This is a genomic window from Nitratireductor sp. L15S-10 (assembly GCF_045011005.1).
Lineage (GTDB): Bacteria > Pseudomonadota > Alphaproteobacteria > Rhizobiales > Rhizobiaceae > Nitratireductor.
Map to the genome: position 1 here is coordinate 2,180,092 of NZ_CP120674.1, position 24,735 is coordinate 2,204,826.

Below are 24,735 nucleotides of genomic sequence, written 5' to 3' on the forward strand. Positions count from 1 at the left end.
CGGCGCTTTGCAAGTGCTCCACCGGTGAAGAAAGATCACCCCGCTGCGGCGGCGGGGTGAGAATATCAAACGAGACGCGACTGCTCTACAGCTGCTTCGATGAAGGAAGCAAAGAGCGGATGCGGCTCAAAGGGCCGGCTTTTGAGCTCGGGGTGATACTGCACACCGATGAACCAGGGATGATCGGGATATTCAACCGTCTCGGGAAGCACACCGTCGGGAGACAGACCTGCAAATACAAGCCCACACTCTTCGAGCTTCTGACGATAGCCGATGTTGACCTCATAGCGATGGCGGTGACGCTCGGAAATCTCTTCCGAACCATAGATCGCCGCGATCTTGGAGCCTTCGACAAGTTTCGAATCGTAAGCGCCGAGGCGCATGGTTCCGCCGAGATCGCCGGAGGCCGTGCGCTTCTCCAGCATATTGCCCTTGAGCCACTCGGTCATCAGGCCGACGACCGGTTCGCTGGTCGGGCCGAACTCGGTTGACGAGGCATTTTCAATACCTGCCAGCGAACGGGCAGCCTCGATGCAGGCCATCTGCATGCCAAAGCAGATGCCGAAATACGGCACCTTGCGCTCGCGTGCGAACTTGGCGGCGAGAATCTTGCCTTCCGCGCCGCGCTCTCCGAAGCCGCCCGGCACCAGGATGCCATGAACCTTCTCAAGCCACGGAGCCGGATCTTCCTTCTCGAAGATTTCCGCCTCGATCCATTCGAGCTTCACGCGTACCCGATTTGCCATGCCGCCATGCGACAGGGCCTCGATCAGCGATTTGTAGGCATCCTTCAGCCCGGTGTATTTGCCGACGACGGCGATCGTCACCTGGCCTTCGGGATTGTGGATCCGGTCCGCCACCTCGTCCCAGCGCTCCATACGCGGCTTGGGGGCAGGATCAATGCCGAACGCGGCCAGCACTTCCGAATCAAGCCCCTCCCGGTGATAGGCGAGCGGCACGTCGTAGATATGCGCCACGTCCAGCGCCTGAATCACGGCTGATTCGCGTACATTGCAGAAGAGCGACAGCTTGCGCCGTTCTTCCGCGGGGATTTCCCGGTCCGCGCGCACCAGAAGAATGTCGGGAGCAATGCCGATGGAGCGCAGTTCCTTGACCGAATGCTGCGTCGGCTTGGTCTTGAGTTCGCCGGCTGCCGGAATCCAGGGCATCAAGGTCAGATGCACATAGACCGCGTTGCCGCGCGGCAGTTCATTGCCGAGCTGGCGAATCGCCTCAAGGAACGGCATCGCCTCGATGTCGCCGACGGTTCCGCCTATTTCGCACAGAACGAAATCGTAATCGTCATTGCCTTCGAGGACGAACTGCTTGATCTCGTCGGTAACGTGCGGGATCACCTGCACCGTGGCGCCCAGATAGTCGCCACGACGCTCTTTTTCCAGAATGTTCTGGTAGATCCGGCCTGTGGTGATGTTGTCCTGCTTGTTGGCCGAACGCCCGGTAAAGCGCTCGTAATGGCCAAGGTCCAGGTCGGTTTCGGCACCGTCGTCGGTGACGAAGACCTCACCATGCTGATAGGGCGACATCGTGCCCGGATCAACATTCAGGTAGGGATCGAGTTTACGGATGCGAACGCGGTACCCACGGGCCTGTAACAGCGCGCCAAGGGCTGCTGCTGCAATGCCTTTTCCGAGGGAGGAGACCACGCCGCCGGTTATGAAAACATATCGCGCCATGGGACTCATCGCTTAACCGGACACAGGCGATTCCGCCAGCAAAAAATAACGAGACGCAAATCTTTTTGCGCACCGCGGTGAATAAGTTCTGCGATTGGCAAAGCCGGCCGCTGTCGAAGCGACCGGTCAACCTCGCGAACCGGGCTTACTGCCCCGTGGGAACCTGATCTGCAGGCTCAGCGTCAGCCGGAACCGTAGGTTCTTCGGTAGGCGCGGAAGCGCCCGCACCGCCCAGCTGGTCAAGAACGCCGCCCGAACCTTCCGTCTGCTCGCTGCCGGCGGGGATGCGATCCAGGATATCCGTGGGGCTCGCGCCGTAACGGGCGATCAGAGACAGAGCGAGAGACGTCGCGAAGAACGCTGCCGCCAGAATGGCCGTCGTGCGCGTCAGGGCATTGGCAGCGCCGCGTGCGGACATGAAACCGGAACCGCCGCCGATGCCAAGCCCGCCACCCTCGGAGCGTTGCATGAGGACGACGCCAACCAGCGCGACCACGACGATCAGATGAATGACGATGATAACGGTCTGCATGTTTCCTTCCGGCTCTCCGGCTCGAAGCGTCCGCCTCTGTGCGGACGCGGCTCATTACACGGCTTTTGCCGATTTTCCAAGACCGGCAGAAATCCGTATCCTGGTACCTGAGTGTTTTTCCAGAAAACGGGACAGAATGCACCGTTTTCAAGGCGTTTGTGACGGTTTTCGGTCAAACCCGCCGGAATTCCCGAATTCCCGTCAAACCCACCCTCACATAGGCGCTTGCGGTGACAACGCAAGCGTTTTCTGTTCTCTCAAACCGGACACGCGGCGGCAATCGCAAGAAAATCCACCGCCTTCAGGCTCGCCCCACCAACCAGCGCACCATCCACATGTTCGATCGAAAGCAGTTCCGTCGCATTGCCCGGTTTGACCGAACCGCCATAGAGAATCCGCATTTTACCGGCCTCTTCTCCCAAGAGAGATGTCAGCTCGTCGCGGATATGTCGGTGGGCCTCAGCCACATCCTCGGCGGTCGGCGTCAAGCCCGTCCCGATGGCCCAGACCGGTTCATAGGCAACCACCGTATTCTCTGCCTGTGCAGTTTTGGGAACCGATCCTGAAATCTGTCGCGAAAGAACCGATAGCGTGTCGCCGGCTTCGCGCTCTGCCTTGGTCTCGCCAATGCAGATGACCGCGGTCAGACCCGCGCGCCATGCGGCTTCAGCCTTTGCTGCCACAACAGCATCGGTCTCGCCATGGTCGGTGCGGCGTTCCGAATGGCCGACCAGGACATGGGTCGCACCCGCATCCGCCAGCATTTCTGCAGAAATGTCCCCCGTATGCGCGCCGGATGCGGCGGTGTGGCAATCCTGCCCACCAAGGTGAACCCTGCCATCCAGCGCCTCCCGCGCCGGCGTCATGAGGGTGGCAGGAACACAGATCAGAGCATCGGCGCCGCCAAACGCCCCCTCAGCCATTGCCTTCAGCTCGCCGATATCGGCGCTCATGCCGTTCATTTTCCAGTTTCCAGCGATCAGAGGGCGAATTCCGGGCGTCATGGGTCGATGTCCTCAACAAAAACAAACTCGGGAGCTTCCCTAGCAAAAACACGGGCTGATGCAAAAGCAATTGGGGTGGCAATTCCCACTCCGCTATCGACACTTGGCGTCTGGGACGCTATTGCGCTTCGTTGGGAACACTACCCCAAACACACCAAGGAACTTCGGAAAAGCCATGCTCGACAGTCTGAGAAATGCCGCCTCCACCTGGATCGCCAAGCTGCTCCTGGGCCTTCTTGTCGTGAGCTTCGCTGTCTGGGGCATCTCCGGACAGGTTCTGAACGACCAATCCCGCAACGTCCTGTCAGCCGGAGATTCCTCCGTTTCTATGCTGGACTTCCGTCTCGCCTATGATCGACAGATCAATGCGCTGTCGCAGCAACTTGGCACACGCGTGACACGCGAGCAGGCTGTTGCCTTCGGTCTGGATGACCAGGTGCTGCAGCAGCTCGCCGCCGGCGCCCTTCTGGACGAAGAGGCACGCCGCCTCGGCCTTGGCCTTTCCGGAGACAAGCTTGCCCAGCTGACCGCGGACGATCCCGCGTTTCGCGGACCTGACGGTCGGTTCGACCGGCAACAGTTTGATTTCGTGCTGCGCCAGATCGGCATGCGCCCGGAAGACTATCTGAAGAACCGCGAGCAGGTGGCCATCCGCCAGCAGATCGTCGAAGCTGCGACGGACGGCATGAGTGTTCCGGATGAGCTGTTCAAGAATCTTGCGCTCTATCGCGGTGAAGATCGCACCGTCGAATATCTCGCAGTGCCGCGCTCTCTTGTGGAGCCGGTAGCGGATCCTGATGATGCCGCTTTGCAGGCATGGTTCGACGAGCGCAAGGACAACTACGCGGCTCCCGAATACCGCAAGTTCAGCTATGTCAAGCTCGAGCCCTCCGACATCGCCGATCCCGAGGCCATTTCGGACGCGCAGGTGCAGAAGGCCTATGAAGACCTCCGCGATCGATTCACGACACCGGAAAAGCGCACGATTGACCAGATCGTGTTTGCCGACCGCGCTGCAGCTGAAGCGGCGCTGAAAGACCTGCTGGACGGCAAGAGTTTCACGGAAGTCGCATCATCGGCGGGCAAGAGCAGCGCCGACACCGCCCTCGGCACCCTGTCCCGTAGTGAAGTGGCAGATGATGCCGTGGCTGAAGCAGCGTTCTCTCTGGACGCAAACCAGTTCAGCGATGTGATCGACGGTGCTTTTGGCCCCGTGATCGTTTCTGTCTCAGAGATCCAGCCGGAGGTCGTGCAGCCACTCAGCGAAGTTGAAAGCGAGCTTCGTCAGGACTTGGCGCTGGAAGAGGCTGCCCGGGTTCTGCTTGACGTGCATGATGCCTATGAAGACGCGCGCGCCGGTGGCGCATCGATGGCGGAAGCTGCGGAAAGGCTAAGACTTTCCATGCGCACGATTGAAGCCATTGACGCCAGCGCCCGCCGTCCCGACGGCTCGATCGTTGGAGATCTCCCCGTTTCGGCTGAACTTCTGCGTGAGGTGTTCGAAAGCGATTCCGGCATTGAAAACGCCCCTCTCTCCATGGGCGGAAATGGATTTGTCTTCTATGAGGTCGAGGGCATCACCCCTGAAAGAGACCGCTCGCTGGATGAAGTGCGCGACCAGGTTACGCAGGACTGGCGGAAGGCCGAGACGGACCGGCTTCTGGCCGAACGTGCGTCTCAGTTCGCCAAGCGACTTGAGGAAGGTGCTTCTCTGGACGAAATCGCAGAGGAAATCGGCCAGGAAAAACAGATCAAGCGCGGTCTCAAGCGCAACGCCAACGACGCCGATCTGGGACAGGCTGGTGTCGCTGCGGTGTTCTCCGTCCCACGCAACGGAACAGGCGTTTTTACCAATCCTGCAGGGGATGGTCAGTTCCTGTTCAAGGTGACGGAAGTGTTCGAGCCCGCCAGTGCAACCGCCGAAAGCGTTTCCGACAATCAGCGGGCCGCCATGCGATCAGCGCTTGCCGATGATCTGCTCGACCAGATGGTAGCGCGCCTGCAAGGCAAATATCCGGTAACGGTGAACCGGGCCGCCATGCAGGAAGCACTGAGCTTCTGAGGCCTGCGATGAACGCTTTCAAGTCATACATCGCAAAGGTCGCTTCCGGTGCACCTTTGAGCTTTGACGAGGCGCGGCAGGCTTTCGGCATCATGATGTCGGGTGATGCAACGCCAAGCCAGATCGGTGGCTTTCTGATGGCTTTGCGGGTGCGTGGGGAAACCGTGGAAGAGATTTCCGGTGCAGTGGCAACCATGCGCGACAAGATGCTGCCGGTTTCCGCGCCTGACGACGCGGTGGACATCGTTGGCACCGGGGGGGATGCTTCCGGTTCCTACAATGTGTCCACCTGTTCCGCCTTCATTGTTGCGGGTGCCGGGGTCCCGGTGGCGAAGCACGGAAACAGGGCGCTCTCATCGCGCTCGGGTGCGGCTGACACGCTGGCCGCCCTCGGCATCAATATCGAGCTGACCCCACCGGGGATTGCCGACTGCATCAACGAGGCAGGGCTCGGCTTCATGTTTGCGCCTGCACATCACTCTGCCATGCGGCATGTGGGGCCGTCACGGGTTGAACTTGGAACCCGCACGATCTTCAACCTTCTTGGACCGCTTTCCAATCCGGCCGGTGTCCGACGCCAGTTGATCGGAGTGTTTTCTGCGGAATGGGTAGCTCCGATCGCCAATGTGCTCAAGCAATTGGGCACGGAAGCCGCTTGGGTCGTCCACGGTGCGGGCCTTGACGAAATGACAACCGCCGGAACAACACAGGTTGCAGCCCTGGAAAACGGTGAAATCCGCCATTTCGAACTCACGCCCGAAGACGTTGGTCTCAAGCGGGTCACCATGGCCGATCTGAAAGGCGGCGAAGCAGCTTACAACGCGAAAGCGCTGAAAGCGGTACTCGAAGGTGAGAAGAACGCCTACCGTGACATCTGCCTGTTGAATTCCGGTGCCGCGCTGGTGGTGGCGGGGCGTGTAAAGACGCTGAAGGATGGAATTGCGCTGGCTGCTGAATCGCTTGATCAAGGGCACGCACTCACCACCTTGAACCAACTGATCGACGTTTCGAACAGGGGAGCCCCCCAGGGTGGCCACGAGCAATGACGACCGATATCCTGCGCAAGATCGAAACCTACAAGCGCGAGGAGATTGCAGCCGCCAAGTCCGTTGTGCCCCTGCCCGAGCTTGTGGCCAAAACACGTGATGTGGAAGCGCCGCGCGGTTTCGCTGACGCGTTGTTCCAGAAACAGGCGGCGGGACGGTTCGGTCTGATCGCCGAAATCAAGAAGGCCAGCCCTTCACGCGGACTCATCCGCGCCGATTTTGATCCTCCCCGGCTTGCCGCAGCTTATGAGGAAGGTGGCGCTTCCTGCCTATCGGTGCTGACTGACGGCCCATCCTTTCAGGGGGCGCCGGCTTTTCTGGAAGCTGCGCGCTCCGCATGTGGATTGCCGGCGCTGCGCAAGGACTTCCTGTTTGAGCCCTATCAGGTGTATGAGGCGCGCTGCTGGGGTGCTGACGCGATCCTGATCATCATGGCCAGCGTATCCGACGATGAAGCGCACGCCCTCGAAAACACCGCGCTCGAACTCGGTATGGACTGCCTGATAGAAGTGCATGATGAAGAGGAACTTGAGCGTTCGCTCAAACTGTCCTCGCGGCTCATCGGCATCAACAACCGCAATCTCCGCACTTTCGAAACCTCCCTCCAGACCAGTGAGCGCCTCGCTCCGCTTGTACCCGCAGACCGGCTCGTGGTCGGCGAAAGCGGCATCTTTACCAATGAAGACTGCCGTCGCCTGGCGCGTGCGGGTATGAACACTTTTCTGGTTGGCGAAAGCCTGATGCGTCAGGATGATGTCGCCGCAGCAACGCGGGTTCTGTTGGGCCTCGATGCGGCCAATCAGGCAGACTGACCGATGAGCGGCGAAACCGGGAAGCTGACGCATATCGGCGCTTCCGGAGAAGCGCATATGGTGGATGTCAGCGGCAAGCAGGAGACAAGCCGGGAAGCTGTCGCCGAAGGCGTTGTGCTCATGCAGGCGCAGACGCTTGAAGCCATTCTTTCAGGCAATGCGAAGAAAGGCGATGTGCTGGCCACTGCGCGCATCGCCGGCATTATGGGCGCAAAGAAAACATCTGACCTGATCCCCCTATGCCATCCTCTGGCCCTTTCAAAAGTGGTGGTTGAGATTGAACCCGATACTGCCCTCCCCGGCCTGAAAGTGCGTGCCCGCGTCAGGGTCACCGGTCAGACGGGCGTGGAGATGGAAGCGCTGACAGCAGTCTCCGTTTCCTGCCTGACGATCTACGACATGGCGAAGGCGCTCGATAAGGGCATGACGATCAGCAACATTCGCCTTCTTGAAAAGACCGGCGGGAAGTCGGGCGACTGGCGGGCTCCGGAGCTTTCTGAATGACCCTTTTGCCGGTAGACGAGGCGCTGGAGCGCATTCTCGACGGCGTAAAGGCGCTGCCTGGTGAGCGCGTACCCATCGAAGAGGCCGACGGTCGTGTTCTGGCCACCCCGCTTTCGGCGATGCGCACGCAACCACCCTTTCATGCCTCCGCCATGGACGGCTATGCGGTGCGGGCGAAGGATGTCCAAACCCCGCGTGCCGTGCGGTTGCGTGTGGTTGGGGAATCGGCTGCAGGAAACCGGTTTCCTGGAGTTGTTGGCGCCTGCGAGGCCGTGCGGATTTTTACAGGTGCTCCGGTGCCTGAAGGCGCCGACACCATTCTGATACAAGAGAACGCCACCTCTCTGGGCGATGACTTTATCGAAGCAACGAGCGCGGTGGCGATCGGCCGCCACATCCGCAAAGCCGGGCTTGACTTCCAGGAAGGTGACACTGTCCTTGAGCAGGGGCGCCGGCTTGGGCCCGCCAGTATTGGCCTGGCCGCTGCCGCTGGCCATGCGTTTCTTTCTGTAACCGAGCGCCCACTGGTTGCGATCATCGCCACGGGTGACGAACTGGTGAGACCGGGAGAGACTTGCGGTCCGGATCAGATTGTCGCTTCGAACGGTTTTGCGATTGGAGCACTGGCGAAGAACGAAGGTGCCAGAATCCTCGATCTGGGTATTGTGAGCGACGACACAGCTGCAATTTCAGCCGCTGTGCGAAAAGCTGCAGATGCCGGGGCGCACGTCCTGGTCACCCTTGGCGGAGCTTCGGTCGGTGCCCGCGACCTGGTACGGCAGTCCCTGCTCGACGCTGGTATGTCGCTCGACTTCTGGAAGATTGCCATGCGCCCGGGCAAGCCATTGATGTTTGGCAAGCTTGGAGAGATGCGCGTTCTCGGCCTGCCTGGCAACCCTGTCTCAAGCCTGGTCTGTGCGCATCTCTTTCTGCGTCCGCTTGTTGCCCGGTTGGGGCAGCGCAACCACACACCCGATTTGCGCGCGGCAGTTCTGGCGACGGCGCTGCGTGAGAATGACGAGCGCCGCGATTATATTCGCGCTTCTGTCGCTGCCGGTCCGGAAGGGCTGATCGCAACGCCGTTTCCCGTGCAAGATTCTTCCATGCTCACGACACTGGCGGCGGCCAATGCCCTTATCGTCCGGGAACCCGGGGCGCCGGCTGCCGAAGCGGGCTCGCGTTGCCGAGTGCTGATGCTTGGCTGATTTCCGGCCCGGAGCGAATGTGTTCCTCTTGGAAGGACGCAAGGCGCGGGGAGCCTCTCTTCCGGTGACTGGTTTTTTTTGGGGGGGAATGAAGGCGCACAACACCCGACGGGCGCGGAATATATGAGGTTTTATTGCCCTGTTCGACCAGGAATGGAGACCTTCATCTCCTTGCCGCCATATCCGTGAACCGCGTCATGGGCTCGGACGGTGACATGCGTGAGACCACCCGGCAGCGCAATGCCGGACAAGCTCCGGGTGAATGGCTGCTCGTCGACATGCGGGTGCAGAAGTTTGCGCGAGCCAAGGATATTGCCGGCATCGTCGAGCACATCCCATCGGTCTGCATAGTGCTCCCAACCTTCATCGGAATGCACGACGGTAACCTCAAAACTATAGGTTCCGGCTGATTCGGCGAGGACGTTGACATTTACGACGTCCGCTTCACCAGCGAACGCTGTCGATGCGAACATAAGCGCGAACATAAAGGAGCCGGCACCGCCCGCCCGAAAACCATGTCTGGCTCCATGGTGCGGGCTGGCCATGCCGGGTCTCCACATATCAAAGTATCCGATCAGAACGGGATTTCGTCGTCCAGGTTCTGTGAGTAGCCGCCACCGCCGCCACCGCCACCGCCGCCACCGCTGCTATCGGCCGGGCCTGACTGGCCGAAATCAGAACCGCGGCTGCCGCCGCCGCTATAGCCGACCTGATTGTCGCCACCCTGTCCACGCGTGTCGAGCATCTGCAACTCGCCGCGGAATTTCTGCAACACAACTTCAGTCGTGTAGCGTTCCTGACCATTCTGGTCAGTCCATTTACGCGTCTGAAGCTGGCCCTCGATATAAACCTTCGCGCCCTTTTTCAGATATTGCTCGGCCACCTTGGCGAGGTTGTCGTTGAAGATCACGACATTGTGCCATTCGGTGCGCTCGCGGCGCTCACCCGACTGGCGATCGCGCCACGTTTCGGAGGTCGCAATGCGCATATTGACCACCGGATCGCCGGAATTGAGCCGGCGGATCTCGGGATCAGCACCCAGATTTCCCACCAGAATGACCTTGTTGACGCTGCCCGCCATAACGCTTCTCCACGCTTGTCCGAAATCTGCCGCGCACTTTATCGCAAGCCGGTCTGCCGCGCGCTCCCCGCCTGCAGTGCCCCGCCTCTCGTCCACAGCTCATTTGTTCCTATTATGTTCACATTCATGCGACAGCGTCAATGCCGCCTGTTCAGTGGAACTGGATCCTAGATAAAGGGAACGATCTCATGGAGAAAGCCCCGCCGCCTGTTGGTCGCACGGGGCTCCGGGTCTTCAGACCCTCCATACCGGGAATGGTTTACCGGTGTCATAAGGCAGGGAAGTATCACACCCCCTGTCTTCAGATAGATTCAGTTTTCGGGGGGCAGCCAGCCGCCAGCGTTGTCGTGCCTGCCGACGATTGCGTTCTCCAGAAACGCCATTCGCCATGGACCGGTATCGAAACACATTTTTCCGCGCCAGGCGGCGAATGTGTCGCGAACCGATCAGCCGGCTGTGGCTTCGCGACCGAGGCGAAGCCCGGTGGATCGGTCAGGTGGAGTCATGCCTTCCTCCTTCTTCGCGTTTCGCCAATTGCTCGGCATCAGCCCGCTCAAGCGGCCCATGCTTGCAGATATGCCCACCGGCATCTCCGCGGAGCACTCAAACCGCGAGCGCTGACTAAAATATACTGCGCCTTCAGGCTCCTGTGGTCAAGCAGATGCCCTGCAGCGCCCTGAAATGTGATCTGTGTAACGCCAGACGCAGATCTGTCAGAATTGTCAGGAGAGCGTTCGTTTTTTGTTCTTTTTGCTTGCGGTGGGCCGGGCGACGCGTGTTAAAGGGAAGATGCGTGTTTGTCTGCGTCTTGAGCATGCTTCTGAGCATATTGGGGAGCATTTCGGAGAGCGGCTCGGACGCGCGCGGCGGAGCGCTGTCGGCACGATGTCATTCTGGCCCGGATGTCGACATTTGCATGCCGCTTCCTACATGATGCACAGACCGGCATGCGGCCGGCCGATCCAGTTTCTCAAAACAGGCAGCGACGGGGCATGCCAGAACACAAATTCATTACCATCCGCGGCGCGCGTGAGCACAATCTGAAGAATGTCGATCTCGACCTGCCGCGCGAGAAGCTGATCGTCATGACGGGCCTTTCGGGTTCGGGAAAGTCGTCGCTCGCCTTCGATACGATCTATGCCGAGGGCCAGCGGCGCTATGTGGAGAGCCTTTCGGCCTATGCGCGTCAGTTCCTGGAAATGATGCAGAAGCCGGATGTCGATCAGATCGACGGGCTTTCACCAGCGATTTCCATCGAACAGAAGACAACGTCGAAGAACCCCCGCTCCACCGTTGGTACGGTGACGGAGATCTATGACTATATGCGCCTGCTTTTCGCGCGGGTGGGCGTGCCCTATTCACCGGCAACCGGCCTGCCCATCGAAAGCCAGACGGTCAGCCAGATGGTCGACCGGGTGATGGCGCTTGAGGAAGGCACGCGGCTTTATATTCTCGCCCCCATCGTGCGCGGGCGCAAAGGCGAATATCGCAAGGAAATGGCCGAGCTCCAGAAGAAGGGGTTTCAACGCGTCAAGGTGGACGGCACGTTCTACGAAATTGCCGAGGTGCCGGCGCTCGACAAGAAATACAAGCATGACATCGACGTGGTGGTTGACCGCGTCGTGGTACGCGATGACCTGGCGACACGCCTTGCCGACTCGCTTGAGACCTGTCTGAAGCTTGCCGAAGGACTGGCAATTGCCGAGTTTGCCGACAAGCCGCTTTCCGACGAGGCAACGGCCAGGGGCGGTGGGGCGAACAAGTCAAAGAACGAGACGCATGAGCGGGTCGTCTTTTCGGAAAAGTTCGCCTGTCCCGTATCAGGTTTCACGATCCCGGAGATCGAGCCGCGTCTGTTTTCGTTCAACAATCCGGCGGGCGCCTGCCCCACCTGCGACGGGCTCGGCAGCCAGCGCGCCATCGATCCGAACCTGGTGGTTCCGGACGACAATGCGATCCTGCGCGAAGGCGCGATCGCGCCCTGGGCAAAATCGACCTCGCCCTATTATTTGCAGACGCTGGAGGCGCTTGGCCGTGAATATGGCTTCAAGGTCGGCGACCGCTGGCGCGACCTGCCGGCTGAGGGACAGGATGCGATCCTGAACGGCACGGGGTCGAAGAAGATCGTTTTCGATTATGATGACGGCCTGCGCAGCTACCGCACCACGAAGCCGTTTGAGGGTGTGGTGGTCAATCTCCAGCGTCGCTGGAAGGAGACGGAATCGGCCTGGATGCGCGAGGAGATCGAGCGCTACATGTCGGCCCACCCCTGCCCGGCCTGTGGCGGCCACCGCCTGAAACCCGAGGCGCTGGCCGTGAAAATCGACGGCCTGCATATCGGTCAGGTCACAGAAATGTCGATCCGCAAAGCGGGTGCCTGGTTTGAAGACCTGCCAAAACGTCTCAACGACAAGCAGAACGAAATCGCGGTTCGTATCCTGAAGGAAATCCGCGAGCGGCTGCGCTTTCTCAACGATGTGGGGCTCGACTATCTGACGCTGTCGCGCAATTCGGGCACGCTGTCAGGCGGCGAGAGCCAGCGCATCCGGCTTGCCTCGCAGATCGGCTCGGGTCTGACGGGGGTTCTCTACGTCCTTGACGAACCGTCCATCGGCCTGCATCAGCGCGACAATGACCGGCTTCTGGCAACACTCAGGCATTTGCGTGACCTCGGCAACACGGTGATCGTGGTCGAGCATGACGAGGACGCAATTCTGACGGCGGACCACGTGGTCGACATCGGACCGGCGGCCGGCGTTCATGGCGGACAGATCATCGCCGAAGGAACCCCGCGCGACATCATGGCCAACCCGGCCTCCGTCACCGGCAAGTATCTGACGGGTGCGATGGGGATCAAGATGCCCGAGCAGCGCCGGGAAATCCCCAAGAAGCGGCGTATCCGCGTGGTGGGGGCGCGTGGAAACAATTTGAAGGACGTGACGGCGGAAGTGCCGCTCGGCACGTTTGCCTGCGTCACCGGCGTTTCGGGCGGCGGCAAGTCGACACTTCTCATCGAGACGGTTTTCAAAGCCGCGTCTCGGCGGATCATGGGGTCACGGGAACAGCCCGCCGAACACGACAGGATCGAAGGCCTGGAACATCTCGACAAGGTGATCGACATCGATCAGTCGCCGATCGGACGGACCCCGCGCTCCAACCCGGCGACCTATACCGGTGCGTTCACGCCAATCCGTGACTGGTTTGCGGGCCTGCCCGAAGCAAAGGCGCGTGGCTACCAGCCCGGACGCTTTTCGTTCAACGTCAAGGGCGGTCGCTGCGAGGCCTGCCAGGGTGACGGCGTGATCAAGATCGAGATGCACTTTCTGCCGGATGTTTACGTGACCTGCGATGTCTGCCACGGCAAGCGCTACAATCGCGAAACACTGGAAGTGACCTTCAAGGGCAAGTCTATTGCCGACGTGCTGGAAATGACGGTGGACGAAGGGGTGGAATTTTTCGCAGCCGTGCCCGCCGTTCGCGACAAGCTGGTCACCCTGGCCCGTGTCGGCCTCGGCTATATCCATATCGGGCAGCAGGCCACGACCCTTTCGGGCGGTGAGGCGCAGCGCATCAAGCTCGCCAAGGAGCTCTCGAAACGGGCCACTGGACGCACGCTCTACATTCTGGACGAGCCCACCACCGGCCTCCATTTTCATGATGTGGCAAAGCTGCTTGAAGTGCTGCATGAGCTGGTCGATCAGGGCAACACGGTCGTCGTGATCGAACACAATCTGGAAGTCATCAAGACCGCCGACTGGATTCTCGATCTTGGACCGGAGGGCGGCGATGGCGGCGGCGAACTGGTTGCCTCGGGCTCCATAGACGACATCATGGCGGAACCGCGCAGCTACACCGGCAAATTCCTCAAAGAACTTCTCGAGCGCCGGCCTGCGGGCAAGGCACAGGCAGCGGAGTAAGAGACCCATGACTACTGGCACCATTCGCGCGGGCATGGGCGGCTGGACGTTTCAGCCTTGGGAAGGAACATTCTACCCGGATGACCTGCCAAAGAAGCGGCAGCTCGAATATGCCTCACGACAGGTGCCGACGATCGAGGTGAACGGCACCTATTACGGCAGCCAGAAACCGGCGACCTATGCCAAATGGGCGAGTGAGGCGCCGGAAGGGTTTGTGTTTTCACTCAAAGGCAACCGCTTTGTGACGAACCGTAAGGTGCTTTCGGAAGCATCTGAATCTCTTGAGAAATTTCTTGACTCAGGCATTTCCGAGATCGGGGAGAAGCTCGGCCCGCTCGTCTGGCAGTTCGCTCCTACCAAAAAGTTCGACCCGGAGGATTTTGAGGGATTTCTGCAGCTTCTACCATCCGAGCGCGACGGGGTTCGGCTCCGACACGTTCTGGAAGTGCGCAACGAGACCTTCTGTACGCCGGAGTTTCCTCAACTCGTGCGCAAGTATGGTGCCGCGATCTGCTATGCGCATCACAACACATATCCGGAAGTCGCCGATGTGACCGGTGATTTCGTCTATGCCCGTCTTCAGCGCGGCGAGGACGATATTCCGACAGCTTATGCTCCCACAGAGCTTGATGCATGGGTCAAGCGCGCGAAGCTTTGGGCCGAGGGCGGCCAGCCAGACGACCTGCCTCTCATGGACCAGGCCTTCACGCCGGAGAGAGAGCCGCGAGATGTGTTCGTCTATTTCATCCATGAAGGAAAGATCCGCGCGCCGCATGCCGCCAGAGCATTCATGGAGCGTGCGGGCTAGCTCACCGTGGGCAGTGCCGTTCTTAAAGTCTTGGCGCGACCGGTCACAGGTCGGGGCGCGGGCTAAATAAAAGCCTTTGATCTTTGACTTAAGGCTCGGTTTTTTTACGAGTTTTTATCGGGCTTCCCGGAAGTTTTCCGGGTGCGTTTGTATGGTCCCAGGCCGCGAGCGGCGCGTGAAAACTGGCGCTGCTCATGCCATGGTCGATAGGGTTCACTGATCGCAAAAGCAATCCTGATCAGGGACGGATCAGAACCATTGTGTCCTAACCGTATCTCGGCGCTCCCCCGTCGAGCCAGGGTACGCGCCGTGATTGTTTGTGCACGACCAGCCTTACACGGTCGATCGATACGCGCATCATTGATGACGATGAGATCCGTGGCCCCACACAGTTCATGAAGAAGTAGGCGGGACGTGGGCAGCTCGGTTTTCATCACATGCGCAATGATCGCTCCACGTTCATGGCGTAGCACGCAGAAGGCATCGTTGCACAGAAAGTGATTTGTCGTCGCCCGGGCAAGGAGCGCGGCCGTCCCCGCTCCTCTCAACACTTCCGGTTTGCGGACTACTTCTGTTCCGGCAGCTCGCAGCCAGTTTTCCAGAGAAAACGCGTTGGGTCTCTTGCGGTTGACTGTAAGGGCGCCATCGTGCGCGCGCACAGCCACCAGTCGCGCATCTTCGGATACTAAAACATCAGGCAGACCACGCGCTGAAACGAGGATGAGCCCCAACACAAGAAAGGGCAGCGCAGCCAACCGCAGTCTGGTCGTTGTCATGGTGAGGATTGCAAGCGCAGCGGTCAGGCTCAGCGTGGCGGAGAGTGGTATCGCGCCGGTCGCATCGAAGGGGGTTTGCTCAGAAAACCACCGGGCGATGCCCATGACCGTCGAGATACCCCACCCCATCAAGGCCAATGGCCATCCATCAAGGTTGAGCGGCATTGTGGCTATCGCCGCCACGGCCGAAGGCATCACCACCAGAGAAACCACGGGCATTGCCGCCAGGTTGGCTCCAAGAGCAAGTGGCGATGCCCGCTGGAAATGCCACACACCATAGAGGGTTGTCGCTGTCCCGGCGATCAGCGATGTGAGCGCGATACCGCCGATAGAGATGAAGATGAGATGGACGAGCCTCGCAGTGCCTTTCCGCTCCACATACGGTTTTCGGGAGAGCCGTTTGGCGCGGTGCGCATTCCACGCCGCATAGCCGGCGATGAGTGCCGCAGTTGCCGAAAAAGACATCTGGAAGCCCGGTCCCACGACTTCGTGGGGCGTCGTGACAATCACGATCAGGGCCGCAACAGCCAGGTTGCGCATGGTTAAAGCAGCGCGATCGAACAACAGGGCCAGGAGCATGACCGCGAGCATGAGAAAGCTGCGCTGAGCCGCCACACCGCCACCGGAGACGAGCAAATAGAAGAAACAGACAAGCAGGGCGACAGCCGCTGCGTATTTGCGCACCGGATGACGCGAAGAAAAACCGGGGAACAACGCGAAGCCCAGCCTTGCAGCGCCAATTATCGTGAAGGCCGCGAGTGCCATGTGCAGCCCCGAAATGGCAAGAACATGCGCCAGTCCGGCCCGACGCAGATCTTCATTGTAATGTTCCGGTATGCCCCCTCTCATCCCGGTAATCAGCGCCGCAGCCACCTCTCCTTCCGCTCCTCCCACCCGGCTGCGAAGTCTCTCGGCAAGAGACTCCCGCAATCCCTGGAGCGTGGATAAAGCCCACTTCGCTCTTCCGAATGGCCGGTCGATCTCGACACGCTCCGGCTCCCGCATGAAAAAGCCCACAGCCCCGAGGCCGTCAAAATAGCTCTCAAACGAAAAATCGTAGGCGTGCGGGCGCACCGGACCCGAAGGTGTCATGAGGCGCACCAGGCCCTGAACTCCATCGCCCGGGCTCAATCCGTCTGGGATGGAGCGTGCCGACAAACGCGCGCGCTCCGGCGCATAGCGCAAGTGCGGGCGTTCGGTGGCAACCACATCCACGGTCAAACGAGAGCGCCCGTTCGCTCGCGGTTCAATGCTGACCACGCGGGCTGTAAGCCGCGTCGTCACGTCGGCGCCGAGCATGGGTGTGGCGGCCCGCCAGGTTTCGACCTTCGCGCATGAAAGCCCGAGAAGAACGATCAATGCGGCAAGGGCGGCGACACGAAGAACAGGTTTTCCCGACGCCAGGAAAGCCACAAGGGTGAGCGCGAGCAGACCGCTGACGACAGCATAGGCTGGCGGTTCGACCGGTAATGCGAAATATGCAAGTGCGCCGCCGCCAAGCAGGACAGGGAGCCAAAGGAACAGCGTGCCTCTAGATGATTCCTGCGAGAGTGCAGCGTGTATCCCCGCACTCCACGTCTGCCAGAGCGGGGCGAGCAAAACGAGCTTTCGTGCTGCAACCGGCGCATACACGGGGCGCGCCGGCCACACTCCAATGCTCTGTGTTGCGTCTTCAGCTTCCGGCGTTTGCGTGCCGACAGCGAACTGGGCCCGCTCGTCGCTCTCTGCAACCGCCAGTTCGCCCCCCATCGCCTGGCCTCCCCGTGCCATGCTTGCGCCCCGACCGTTCTATGCTACATGACAGCCAGCCAAAGACCACCTGCGGTATCGCATACCTTTCAAAAGGCCGTGAGACCGCATCAAATCCCGGGATAGATTCATGAGCAGACCCGTCGTCACGCGCTTTGCGCCCTCACCCACCGGATATTTGCACATCGGCGGTGCGCGAACGGCCCTATTCAACTGGCTTTATGCGCGCCATACCGGCGGGAAAATGCTGTTGCGCATCGAAGACACCGACCGGCAGCGTTCGACCGAAGAGGCCACCGCCGCAATCCTCGACGGGCTTGCCTGGCTCGGACTCGATTGCGATGGCGAGCCTGTCTCCCAGTTTGCGCGGGCAGACCGGCACCGCGCGGTCGCGGAGGAGCTCGTTGCCAAGGGAGAAGCCTACTACTGCTACAGCTCGCCCGAAGAGCTGGAAGCGATGCGTGAGAAGGCGCGCGCCGAGGGGCGCCCACCCCGCTATGACGGTACCTGGCGTGACCGTGATCCGTCGGAGGCTCCTGAAGGGATCAAGCCGGTCATCCGTATCAAGACACCGCAAGACGGGGAAACGGTCGTCGAGGATCAGGTGCAGGGCACGGTGCGCTTTCCCAACAAGGATCTCGACGATTTCATTATCCTGCGTTCCGATGGATCCCCCACATACATGCATGCCGTGGTGGTGGACGACCATGATATGGGCGTCACACACATCATCCGCGGCGACGATCATCTGACCAATGCCGCACGCCAGACAGTGATCTACAGGGCCATGGGCTGGGAGGTGCCGGTGATGGCCCATATCCCGCTTATTCATGGGCCAGACGGCGCGAAACTCTCCAAACGGCATGGCGCGCTGGGCGTCGAGGCTTATAGGGAGATGGGTTACCTTCCCTCGGCCTTGCGCAACTATCTGGCACGATTGGGCTGGAGCCATGGAGACGACGAGATCATGTCCGACGAAGACATGATTCGCTGGTTCGACATCACCGACGTGAACAAGGGCGCCGCACGCTTCGACTTCCAGAAGCTGGAAGCGCTCAACGGCGTGCATATGCGGCAGATGGACGATGCAAGGTTGCTCGACATTCTGATCGATACACTGCCGTATCTCGAAGGAGGAAAAGCACTCCTCGACGCTCTGGACGAGACGCGGAAAGACCAGTTTTTACAGGCTCTTCCGGGCTTGAAAGAGCGCGCCAAAACCTTGGTTGAACTTGTTGATAGCGCGAGCTTTCTGTTCGCGGAAAGACCGCTCTCAATCGATGAAAAAGCCGATCAGCTGCTGGATGAGAATGCGCGTCAACTGCTTGCGGAAATTCTTCCCGTATTGCAAAATGTCGACGATTGGACCCTTGCGAATATCGAAGCAGCTGTCCGCGCTTTCGCGGAACAGACCGAACGCAAGCTTGGCAAAGTCGCCCAACCGTTGAGGGCAGCGCTCGTCGGGCGCACCACATCGCCAGGCATCTTCGATGTTCTTTCCGTTCTTGGGCGAGAGGAGAGTTTGGCGCGAATCCGCGATCAGGCTGCCTAGCTTCGTCCCGCAGAGGATCAGGCTTGCGGACTGGGTTTGATCACCAGGGGTGTGCTGCACTGCAATATTCAGATGCTGCACGCGCTTGGCACCACGGGGGAAATGCGTTAGCTATTTCGCGCGCTCGACCGCCGGCAATATTGTTTGGGCGACAGTTTTCTGGCGCCAAGTTCCTTGAAGTGAGAGGTGATTGCGATGACCAAACCAACTGCGAAGCTGGAAATTGGCGGCCAGGAAAACGGGCACGAATTCGAGATTTTGAAGGGTAGCGTGGGCCCGGATGTCGTCAACATCACCTCGCTCTACAAAGACACCGGGATGTTCACTTACGATCCGGGCTTCACCTCCACGGCAAGCTGCGAATCGAAGATCACCTATATTGACGGCGATGAAGGCATCCTTCTCCACCGCGGCTATCCGATTGAGCAACTGGCCGAGCACGGCGATTTTCTGGAGACCTGCTATCTGCTGCTTTATGGCGAACTGCCAACCAAGGCGCAGAAGGAGGATTTCGACTACCGCGTGACGCACCACACAATGGTGCATGAGCAGATGAATCGCTTCTTCACCGGTTTTCGCCGTGACGCGCACCCGATGGCGGTTATGTGCGGTGTGGTGGGCGCCATGTCGGCATTCTATCACGATTCCACGGATATTTCCGACCCGCATCAGCGCATGGTGGCTAGCCTGCGCATGATCGCGAAAATGCCGACCATTGCGGCGATGGCCTACAAGTATCACGTCGGGCAGCCCTTCGTTTATCCGAAGAACGACCTCGGCTATGCGGCGAACTTCCTGCACATGTGCTTCTCGGTCCCGTGCGAGGAATACAAGGTGAACCCGGTTCTGGCGCGCGCCATGGAGCGGATTTTCATCCTGCATGCCGACCACGAGCAGAACGCTTCCACCTCGACGGTGCGTCTGGCCGGCTCTTCCGGCGCCAATCCGTTTGCCTGCATCGCCGCTGGCATCGCCTGCCTGTGGGGCCCTGCCCATGGGGGCGCAAACGAGGCGGCGCTCAACATGCTGGACGAAATCGGTTCGGTCGATCGCATTCCCGAGTTCATTGATCGCGCCAAGGACAAGAACGATCCATTCCGCCTCATGGGCTTTGGCCACCGGGTCTACAAGAACTACGACCCGCGCGCGAAGATCATGCAGAAGACCTGCCACGAGGTGTTAAGCGAACTGGGCATCAAGGACGATCCGCAGCTCGACATCGCCATGGAGCTGGAGCGTATCGCGCTGACAGATGAGTACTTCATCGAGAAGAAGCTATACCCGAACATCGACTTCTATTCCGGCATCACGCTGAAGGCACTGGGTTTCCCCACCACCATGTTCACGGTGCTTTTTGCGCTCGCGCGCACCGTCGGCTGGATCGCCCAGTGGAAAGAGATGATTGAGGATCCGAAGCAGAAGATCGGTCGCCCGCGCCAGCTCTACACGGGCGCAACCCAGCGCGACTATGTGCCGATCGCCAAGCGCTAAGCTCTGATCGACGACAAAAATGCCCCGCTGTCATAGGCGGGGCTTTTTTTATGCGGGTCTGGTTCAGGCGGCGCGTGCGATGTGCCGGAGCACCACCTGCGCGGCAATCTCGCCGGAAGGTCTTTCTGTAGCCAGAGCGTCGGCGATTTCCTGGAAACCGGACATCTGTGCGGCGCGCGCGGGCTTTTCGTCCCACAATGTCGTGACCTGACGGGCGAGATATGACGGCCGGATATATTGATTGAAATGTTCAGGCACGACCGGCCAACCGGCGATCAGATTCGGCAGGGCCGCAGACCACACCGTGATCAGCGGAATGAGCGCGCGCGCCGCGAAATCCGTCTTGTAGCAAAGGATCGTCGGCACGCGCGCGAGAGCCAGCTCCAGAGAGACGGTTCCTGAACACGCCAGTGCTGCATCTGCCTCGGCGAAGGCCTGCCATTTGCGCTCGTGATCGAGGATGATCTCGGGTTTTTGAGGCCAGTCCTTCACCGCAGCCTCGATCATGGACGAAACGTGCGGAACGGTGGGCATCACCACACGGAAGTCGTGACCGGCGTCATGAAGGTGGCGCACGGTTTCTCCAAAAGGCTGGAGAAGACGCGAGACCTCGCCACGGCGTGATCCAGGCAGGAGAAGCAGGGACCGCTGCCCGTCAGACGCTTTGGCCGCCCCTGACAGATGCGCCTGCGCCGCAGCCAGAATATTCGGCTCGCTTGCCAGGCGATGGCCTACAAAGGTTCCGGTCGGGCCGCCGAGCCGTTCCAGTTCCGCCGGTTCGAACGGCAAAAGGCAGAGAACCTCGTCGACATGCGGGCGCATGGCAGGCGCCCTTCCCGGCCGCCACGCCCAAACGCTTGGACACACGTAGTGGATAATCGGGATGGAGGGTGCGAGCGCGCGCACCTTCTTTGCGACGCGGAGGCTGAACTCCGGACTGTCGATGGTGATCAGGCAGTCGGGCTCTGCGTCAGCAATGGCCTTTGCCGTCTGGCCGATGCGGCGTATTAACCTGGGCAGGTCGCGCACAATGGCGCTGATCCCCATCAGGGCGATTTCTTCAGCATCAAAAAACGAGTCCAGACCGCGCGCGATGAGTCCACGCCCCCCAACCCCCATAAGCTCGACATTCGCTCCGCTCATCCTGCGCAGCGCCTCTACGAGGTCTGCCCCCAGAAGATCCCCGGATTCCTCACCGGCGATAATGGCAATCCTCAAAGGGCGGCGATCAGCGTTCATCCTTCGCCTCCGGATCAAGTCCGATCACGAACAGGCCGTGCTCGTCTGCCAGTCTGACCGTGGTCGCATAATCAAGAATCAGCGAGCGTCCGGCCTCGACCCCGACACCGGAGAGCCCGGCAGCATGTGCCGCCTTTATCGTGTCAGGGCCGATGGTCGGCATGTCGGCGCGTTTTTCCTGATCCGGCTTGGCGCATTTCACAAGTGCTCCGCCCGTCTTTCCCGCAAGGCGACCATGGTTGCGCATGCCTTGCATACGCTCAAGCAGCCCTGCAGTTCCTTCAATCCCTTCCAGAGCCACAGCCCGGCCGCCCACAGCGATCGCCGCCTGACCGATGTCGAGCGAACCGATCACCCGGGCTGCCTCATAGGCGGCCTGCAGATCCATTCTGTCCGATGCTTTCGGGCTGATGCGGGTCATTACACCTTCCGGCGCGAGAAGCTCCGGCGCAATCTCATGCGCGCCCAACACGCGAATTCCCCTGGATTCTATATACGCTATCACGGCGCGCAGGAGCCCGTCGTCCCCTTTTGCGTAAGCGGTCACCAGTTTGGGAAGAGCGCGAAAAATGTCCCATCCCAACCTGACTTTCAGAATGGGCGGCCGGCGGCTCACGCCTCCGGCGAGCACGAGATGCGTCACGCCGGCGCGTTGCAGCTTTGGCAGGAACAATGCCAAGCGTTCGGCGGGGGCTGGCCAAAGGTCGAACTCGGCGACATTCTCGCCACCGAGCCAGTCTGCTTCACCTTCAATGGCAATGACAATCGGCCTGTGCCCGCCCTTAACGAGAGTGCGGACCACATCCCGTGGCAGTGCTCCGCTGCCGGCCACAACCGCGATGCGGGAGGCTTCCGGCAGAACCGATTGTTTATCAGCCTGTATCATCATCCTCGGAGGCGCCTCTGCCACGCGCCGGGAGGGTGAAGTGACGCTTGTCCCGGCCACCAACAAAGGCAACAATATCGCCGATCAGCTGTGAAGAGGGATAGGCGCTGCGGACAGCGCGGGCGTTCTCATCCAGCGAATTACCCTCCGCGAAGAGCATCCTGTAGGCCTTCCTCAGGGCTGCAATATCCTCTCGCGGCATGCCGGAGCGTTTGAGACCGATGAGATTGAGACCGCGCAGACATGCGCGATCCCCCACCGCCATTCCGTAGGGGATGACATCGCCCACCACGGCGGCAAAGCCGCCCAAAAATGCGTGATGGCCAATCCGCACGAACTGATGGACTGCGGCATAGCCCGAAATGATCACATGATCGCCAATCTCGGCATGACCGCCGAGGCCGGCATAATTCGCCATGGTGACATGATTGCCCACATCGCTGTCGTGCGCCACATGCGAGTAGGCCATGAAGAGGCCGTGCGAACCGACCGTGGTCTTTCCGCGACTGGTGTCCGTGCCGGCATGAAAAGTCACCCCTTCGCGGATAACGCAGTGCGCCCCGACCTCGAGCGTGCTCTTGCCACCCTTGTGCTTGAAGTTTTGCGGGGGAGCACCAAGAACGGCCTGCGGATAGACCTGGCATGACTCGCCAAGTGTCGTGTCGCCCATGATGGTCACGTGGCCGATCAGTTCCACGTCATCGTGCAGCCGGGCGCCTGAAGATACGTGGCAAAAAGGCCCGATACGAACCCCCTGGCCCAGTTCTGCGCCAGGTTCAATGACAGCCGAAGGGTGAATGACAGTGTCGCGCGGCATGAAATTCCCGTCAGCTCGCCTGTTCCACAGACATCATCGCCGAAATGACGGCCTCGGCAACCTTGGCCTCGTCCACCTTGGCGACGCAATCAAACTTCCAGATGTTCCCGCGTTGTTTAACCTTGGTCACATGGATCTCAAGACGGTCGCCGGGAACCACCGGCTTGCGGAACTTCGCGTTATCGATGGTCATGAAATAGACCAGTGAGGGACTGTCGTCGCCGGCATTGTTGATGCAGATCGCGCCAGCAGTCTGCGCCATCGCCTCAACGATCAGGACGCCCGGCATCACCGGTTGCGTCGGAAAATGCCCCGTGAAATGAGGCTCGTTCATGGTGACATTCTTGATGCCGATGGCGGAACGGTCGCCATCAATCTCGATGATCCTGTCGACCAGAAGAAAAGGATAACGATGCGGAAGTAACCGCATCAGATCCATGATATCCAGGCTTTCAAGCGTGGTCGAAGCGGTGTCACTCATCCCCGTCCCTCATCTTCTTTCTCTTCCCGTCTACCAGCCCCCGCAGGGCAGCCAGCTCGCGAAAGGCCTCGCGTATCGGCTGGGCGGGAGAACCGGCCCAACGCTCGCCCGGCGGCACGTCGTTCATGACGCCGCTGGATGCGGCAAGCTGCGCACCGGTACCAATATTGATATGATCAGCAATGCCGACCCTGCCACCCAGCATGACGAAATCGCCGAGCGTCACGGATCCCGAAAGGCCACAGTTTCCGGCGATGATGCAGCTTCGGCCGATGCGAACATTGTGCGCCACCTGCACCAGGTTATCGATCTTCGTCCCCTGCCCGATAACCGTATCAACGAGAGCGCCGCGGTCCACTGTGGTGTTGGCGCCGATCTCGACATCATCCTGAATGACGACGCGGCCGATCTGCGGCAGCTTTTCAAGCCCCCTGGCACCTGGCAAATAGCCGAACCCATCCTGGCCGATCCGGACGCCAGCGTGAAGAATGACACGGTCGCCGACCATGGCGCATTGCACCGAAGCGCCGGGCCCCACATAGCTGTCCCGACCGATCCGGGTCGAGGTTCCGATCACGGCGTTGGGGGCAATGATCGTCCCACGGCCGATCATGACGCCTCTTCCGATGACGGCACCGGGTTCCACGATCACGCCATCCTCGAGAACGGCATCGACCGCGACGCTCGCCCGGTTGGAAATTCCGGTCTCTCCGGTCATCGTTCCGGGGCTCATGGCCTGAGGGAAGAGAAGGCGCGTTATCTGCGCAAAGGCCGCCTGCGGCTTATCGGCGATAAGCACCGCCACGGTTTCCGGACAATGCCCCGCCGCCTCGCGCTTGCACAAGACAGCAGCGGCCGTCGTGTTGCGCACGAGCTCGGCGTTGCGCTTGCCCTCAATAAAAACCAGCATGCCGGCACCGCCGTCAGATGCGGCAGCAACGCCCTCGATCATAACCTCCGCCAACTCGGGGCGAGCGAGCTCGGCTCCCGTCAGCGAGGCAACCTCGCCTGCCGTAATGCGGCGTGCGGGAGGAAAAAAATCAGGGTCCTTCATGGAAACCTTTCGCCCGGACCCAAAG

20 protein-coding genes are annotated in these 24,735 nt (G+C 60.3%); 9 read left to right on the forward strand and 11 right to left on the reverse strand.

What is annotated here, in order from left to right:
* Window positions 1-65: 65 nt before the first annotated feature.
* The 3 genes from P2W41_RS10455 to tpiA form a co-directional block, all read right to left on the reverse strand.
* Window positions 66-1,703, reverse strand: coding sequence for a CTP synthase (locus P2W41_RS10455; protein ID WP_292895553.1), 1,638 nt, complete (start codon window positions 1,701-1,703; stop codon window positions 66-68).
* A 136-nt stretch (window positions 1,704-1,839) separates the two neighbouring features.
* The gene (secG, locus tag P2W41_RS10460) at window positions 1,840-2,226 is read right to left on the reverse strand and encodes a preprotein translocase subunit SecG (protein WP_292895551.1); all 387 of its coding nucleotides are present in this window, start codon (window positions 2,224-2,226) and stop codon (window positions 1,840-1,842) included.
* 257 nt (window positions 2,227-2,483) lie between these two features.
* On the reverse strand, window positions 2,484-3,230 hold the full coding sequence (gene tpiA, locus P2W41_RS10465) for a triose-phosphate isomerase (RefSeq protein ID WP_404933092.1): 747 nt from the start codon (window positions 3,228-3,230) through the stop codon (window positions 2,484-2,486).
* Between the two features lie 175 nt (window positions 3,231-3,405).
* Here tpiA and P2W41_RS10470 point away from each other — a divergent pair, with 175 nt between their 5' ends.
* The 5 genes from P2W41_RS10470 to glp are packed head-to-tail and all read left to right on the forward strand — an operon-like array spanning window position 3,406 to window position 8,859.
* On the forward strand, window positions 3,406-5,292 hold the full coding sequence (locus P2W41_RS10470) for a SurA N-terminal domain-containing protein (protein WP_404933093.1): 1,887 nt from the start codon (window positions 3,406-3,408) through the stop codon (window positions 5,290-5,292).
* Window positions 5,293-5,300: 8 nt separating this feature from the next.
* A complete protein-coding gene (trpD, locus tag P2W41_RS10475; protein WP_292895545.1) occupies window positions 5,301-6,338 on the forward strand; it encodes an anthranilate phosphoribosyltransferase in 1,038 nt (345 codons plus the stop codon).
* Window positions 6,335-7,150 (forward strand): indole-3-glycerol phosphate synthase TrpC, encoded by an 816-nt coding sequence (gene trpC, locus P2W41_RS10480; protein ID WP_292895543.1) that lies wholly within the window; start codon window positions 6,335-6,337, stop codon window positions 7,148-7,150. Before trpD ends, trpC begins: the two co-directional genes overlap by 4 nt.
* 3 nt (window positions 7,151-7,153) lie before the next feature.
* The gene (gene moaC, locus P2W41_RS10485) at window positions 7,154-7,654 is read left to right on the forward strand and encodes a cyclic pyranopterin monophosphate synthase MoaC (RefSeq protein ID WP_292895541.1); all 501 of its coding nucleotides are present in this window, start codon (window positions 7,154-7,156) and stop codon (window positions 7,652-7,654) included.
* A complete protein-coding gene (gene glp, locus P2W41_RS10490) occupies window positions 7,651-8,859 on the forward strand; it encodes a gephyrin-like molybdotransferase Glp (RefSeq protein ID WP_404933094.1) in 1,209 nt (402 codons plus the stop codon). Before moaC ends, glp begins: the two co-directional genes overlap by 4 nt.
* A gap of 131 nt (window positions 8,860-8,990) precedes the next feature.
* Here the strand turns inward: glp and P2W41_RS10495 are convergent, their stop codons facing one another.
* Entirely contained in the window at window positions 8,991-9,404 is a 414-nt protein-coding gene (locus P2W41_RS10495) for a hypothetical protein (RefSeq protein ID WP_404933095.1), read from the reverse strand.
* 29 nt (window positions 9,405-9,433) lie between these two features.
* Window positions 9,434-9,940 (reverse strand): single-stranded DNA-binding protein, encoded by a 507-nt coding sequence (locus P2W41_RS10500; protein ID WP_404933096.1) that lies wholly within the window; start codon window positions 9,938-9,940, stop codon window positions 9,434-9,436.
* 992 nt (window positions 9,941-10,932) lie between these two features.
* Here P2W41_RS10500 and uvrA point away from each other — a divergent pair.
* On the forward strand, window positions 10,933-13,857 hold the full coding sequence (gene uvrA / locus P2W41_RS10505; RefSeq protein WP_292895533.1) for an excinuclease ABC subunit UvrA: 2,925 nt from the start codon (window positions 10,933-10,935) through the stop codon (window positions 13,855-13,857).
* Window positions 13,858-13,864: 7 nt separating this feature from the next.
* Window positions 13,865-14,665, forward strand: a complete 801-nt coding sequence (locus tag P2W41_RS10510) for a DUF72 domain-containing protein (protein ID WP_404933097.1) — start codon at window positions 13,865-13,867, stop codon at window positions 14,663-14,665.
* Window positions 14,666-14,769: 104 nt separating this feature from the next.
* Here the strand turns inward: P2W41_RS10510 and P2W41_RS10515 are convergent, their stop codons facing one another.
* Entirely contained in the window at window positions 14,770-17,190 is a 2,421-nt protein-coding gene (locus P2W41_RS10515; RefSeq protein WP_404933098.1) for a ComEC/Rec2 family competence protein, read from the reverse strand.
* A gap of 130 nt (window positions 17,191-17,320) precedes the next feature.
* Here P2W41_RS10515 and gltX point away from each other — a divergent pair, with 130 nt between their 5' ends.
* Window positions 17,321-18,742: a glutamate--tRNA ligase gene (gltX, locus tag P2W41_RS10520; RefSeq protein ID WP_404933099.1), complete on the forward strand. Its 1,422-nt coding sequence runs from the start codon at window positions 17,321-17,323 to the stop codon at window positions 18,740-18,742.
* 195 nt (window positions 18,743-18,937) lie between these two features.
* A complete protein-coding gene (gene gltA / locus P2W41_RS10525; RefSeq protein ID WP_292895525.1) occupies window positions 18,938-20,233 on the forward strand; it encodes a citrate synthase in 1,296 nt (431 codons plus the stop codon).
* Between the two features lie 63 nt (window positions 20,234-20,296).
* On the opposite strand, the gene lpxB is transcribed toward gltA, so the two are convergent.
* The 5 genes from lpxB to lpxD are packed head-to-tail and all read right to left on the reverse strand — an operon-like array spanning window position 20,297 to window position 24,710.
* Window positions 20,297-21,472, reverse strand: a complete 1,176-nt coding sequence (lpxB, locus tag P2W41_RS10530) for a lipid-A-disaccharide synthase (protein WP_404933100.1) — start codon at window positions 21,470-21,472, stop codon at window positions 20,297-20,299.
* Window positions 21,462-22,358 (reverse strand): LpxI family protein, encoded by an 897-nt coding sequence (locus P2W41_RS10535; protein WP_404933101.1) that lies wholly within the window; start codon window positions 22,356-22,358, stop codon window positions 21,462-21,464. Before P2W41_RS10535 ends, lpxB begins: the two co-directional genes overlap by 11 nt.
* Window positions 22,345-23,175 carry an acyl-ACP--UDP-N-acetylglucosamine O-acyltransferase gene (gene lpxA, locus P2W41_RS10540; RefSeq protein WP_404933102.1) on the reverse strand — a complete coding sequence of 277 codons (831 nt, stop codon included), beginning with the start codon at window positions 23,173-23,175 and terminating at the stop codon, window positions 22,345-22,347. Before lpxA ends, P2W41_RS10535 begins: the two co-directional genes overlap by 14 nt.
* A 10-nt stretch (window positions 23,176-23,185) precedes the next feature.
* Complete coding sequence (gene fabZ / locus P2W41_RS10545) at window positions 23,186-23,656, reverse strand: 3-hydroxyacyl-ACP dehydratase FabZ (protein ID WP_292895517.1); 471 nt, start codon at window positions 23,654-23,656, stop codon at window positions 23,186-23,188.
* Entirely contained in the window at window positions 23,649-24,710 is a 1,062-nt protein-coding gene (gene lpxD / locus P2W41_RS10550) for a UDP-3-O-(3-hydroxymyristoyl)glucosamine N-acyltransferase (RefSeq protein WP_404933103.1), read from the reverse strand. The genes fabZ and lpxD overlap by 8 nt, the downstream gene beginning before the upstream one ends.
* Between the last annotated feature and the right edge of the window lie 25 nt (window positions 24,711-24,735).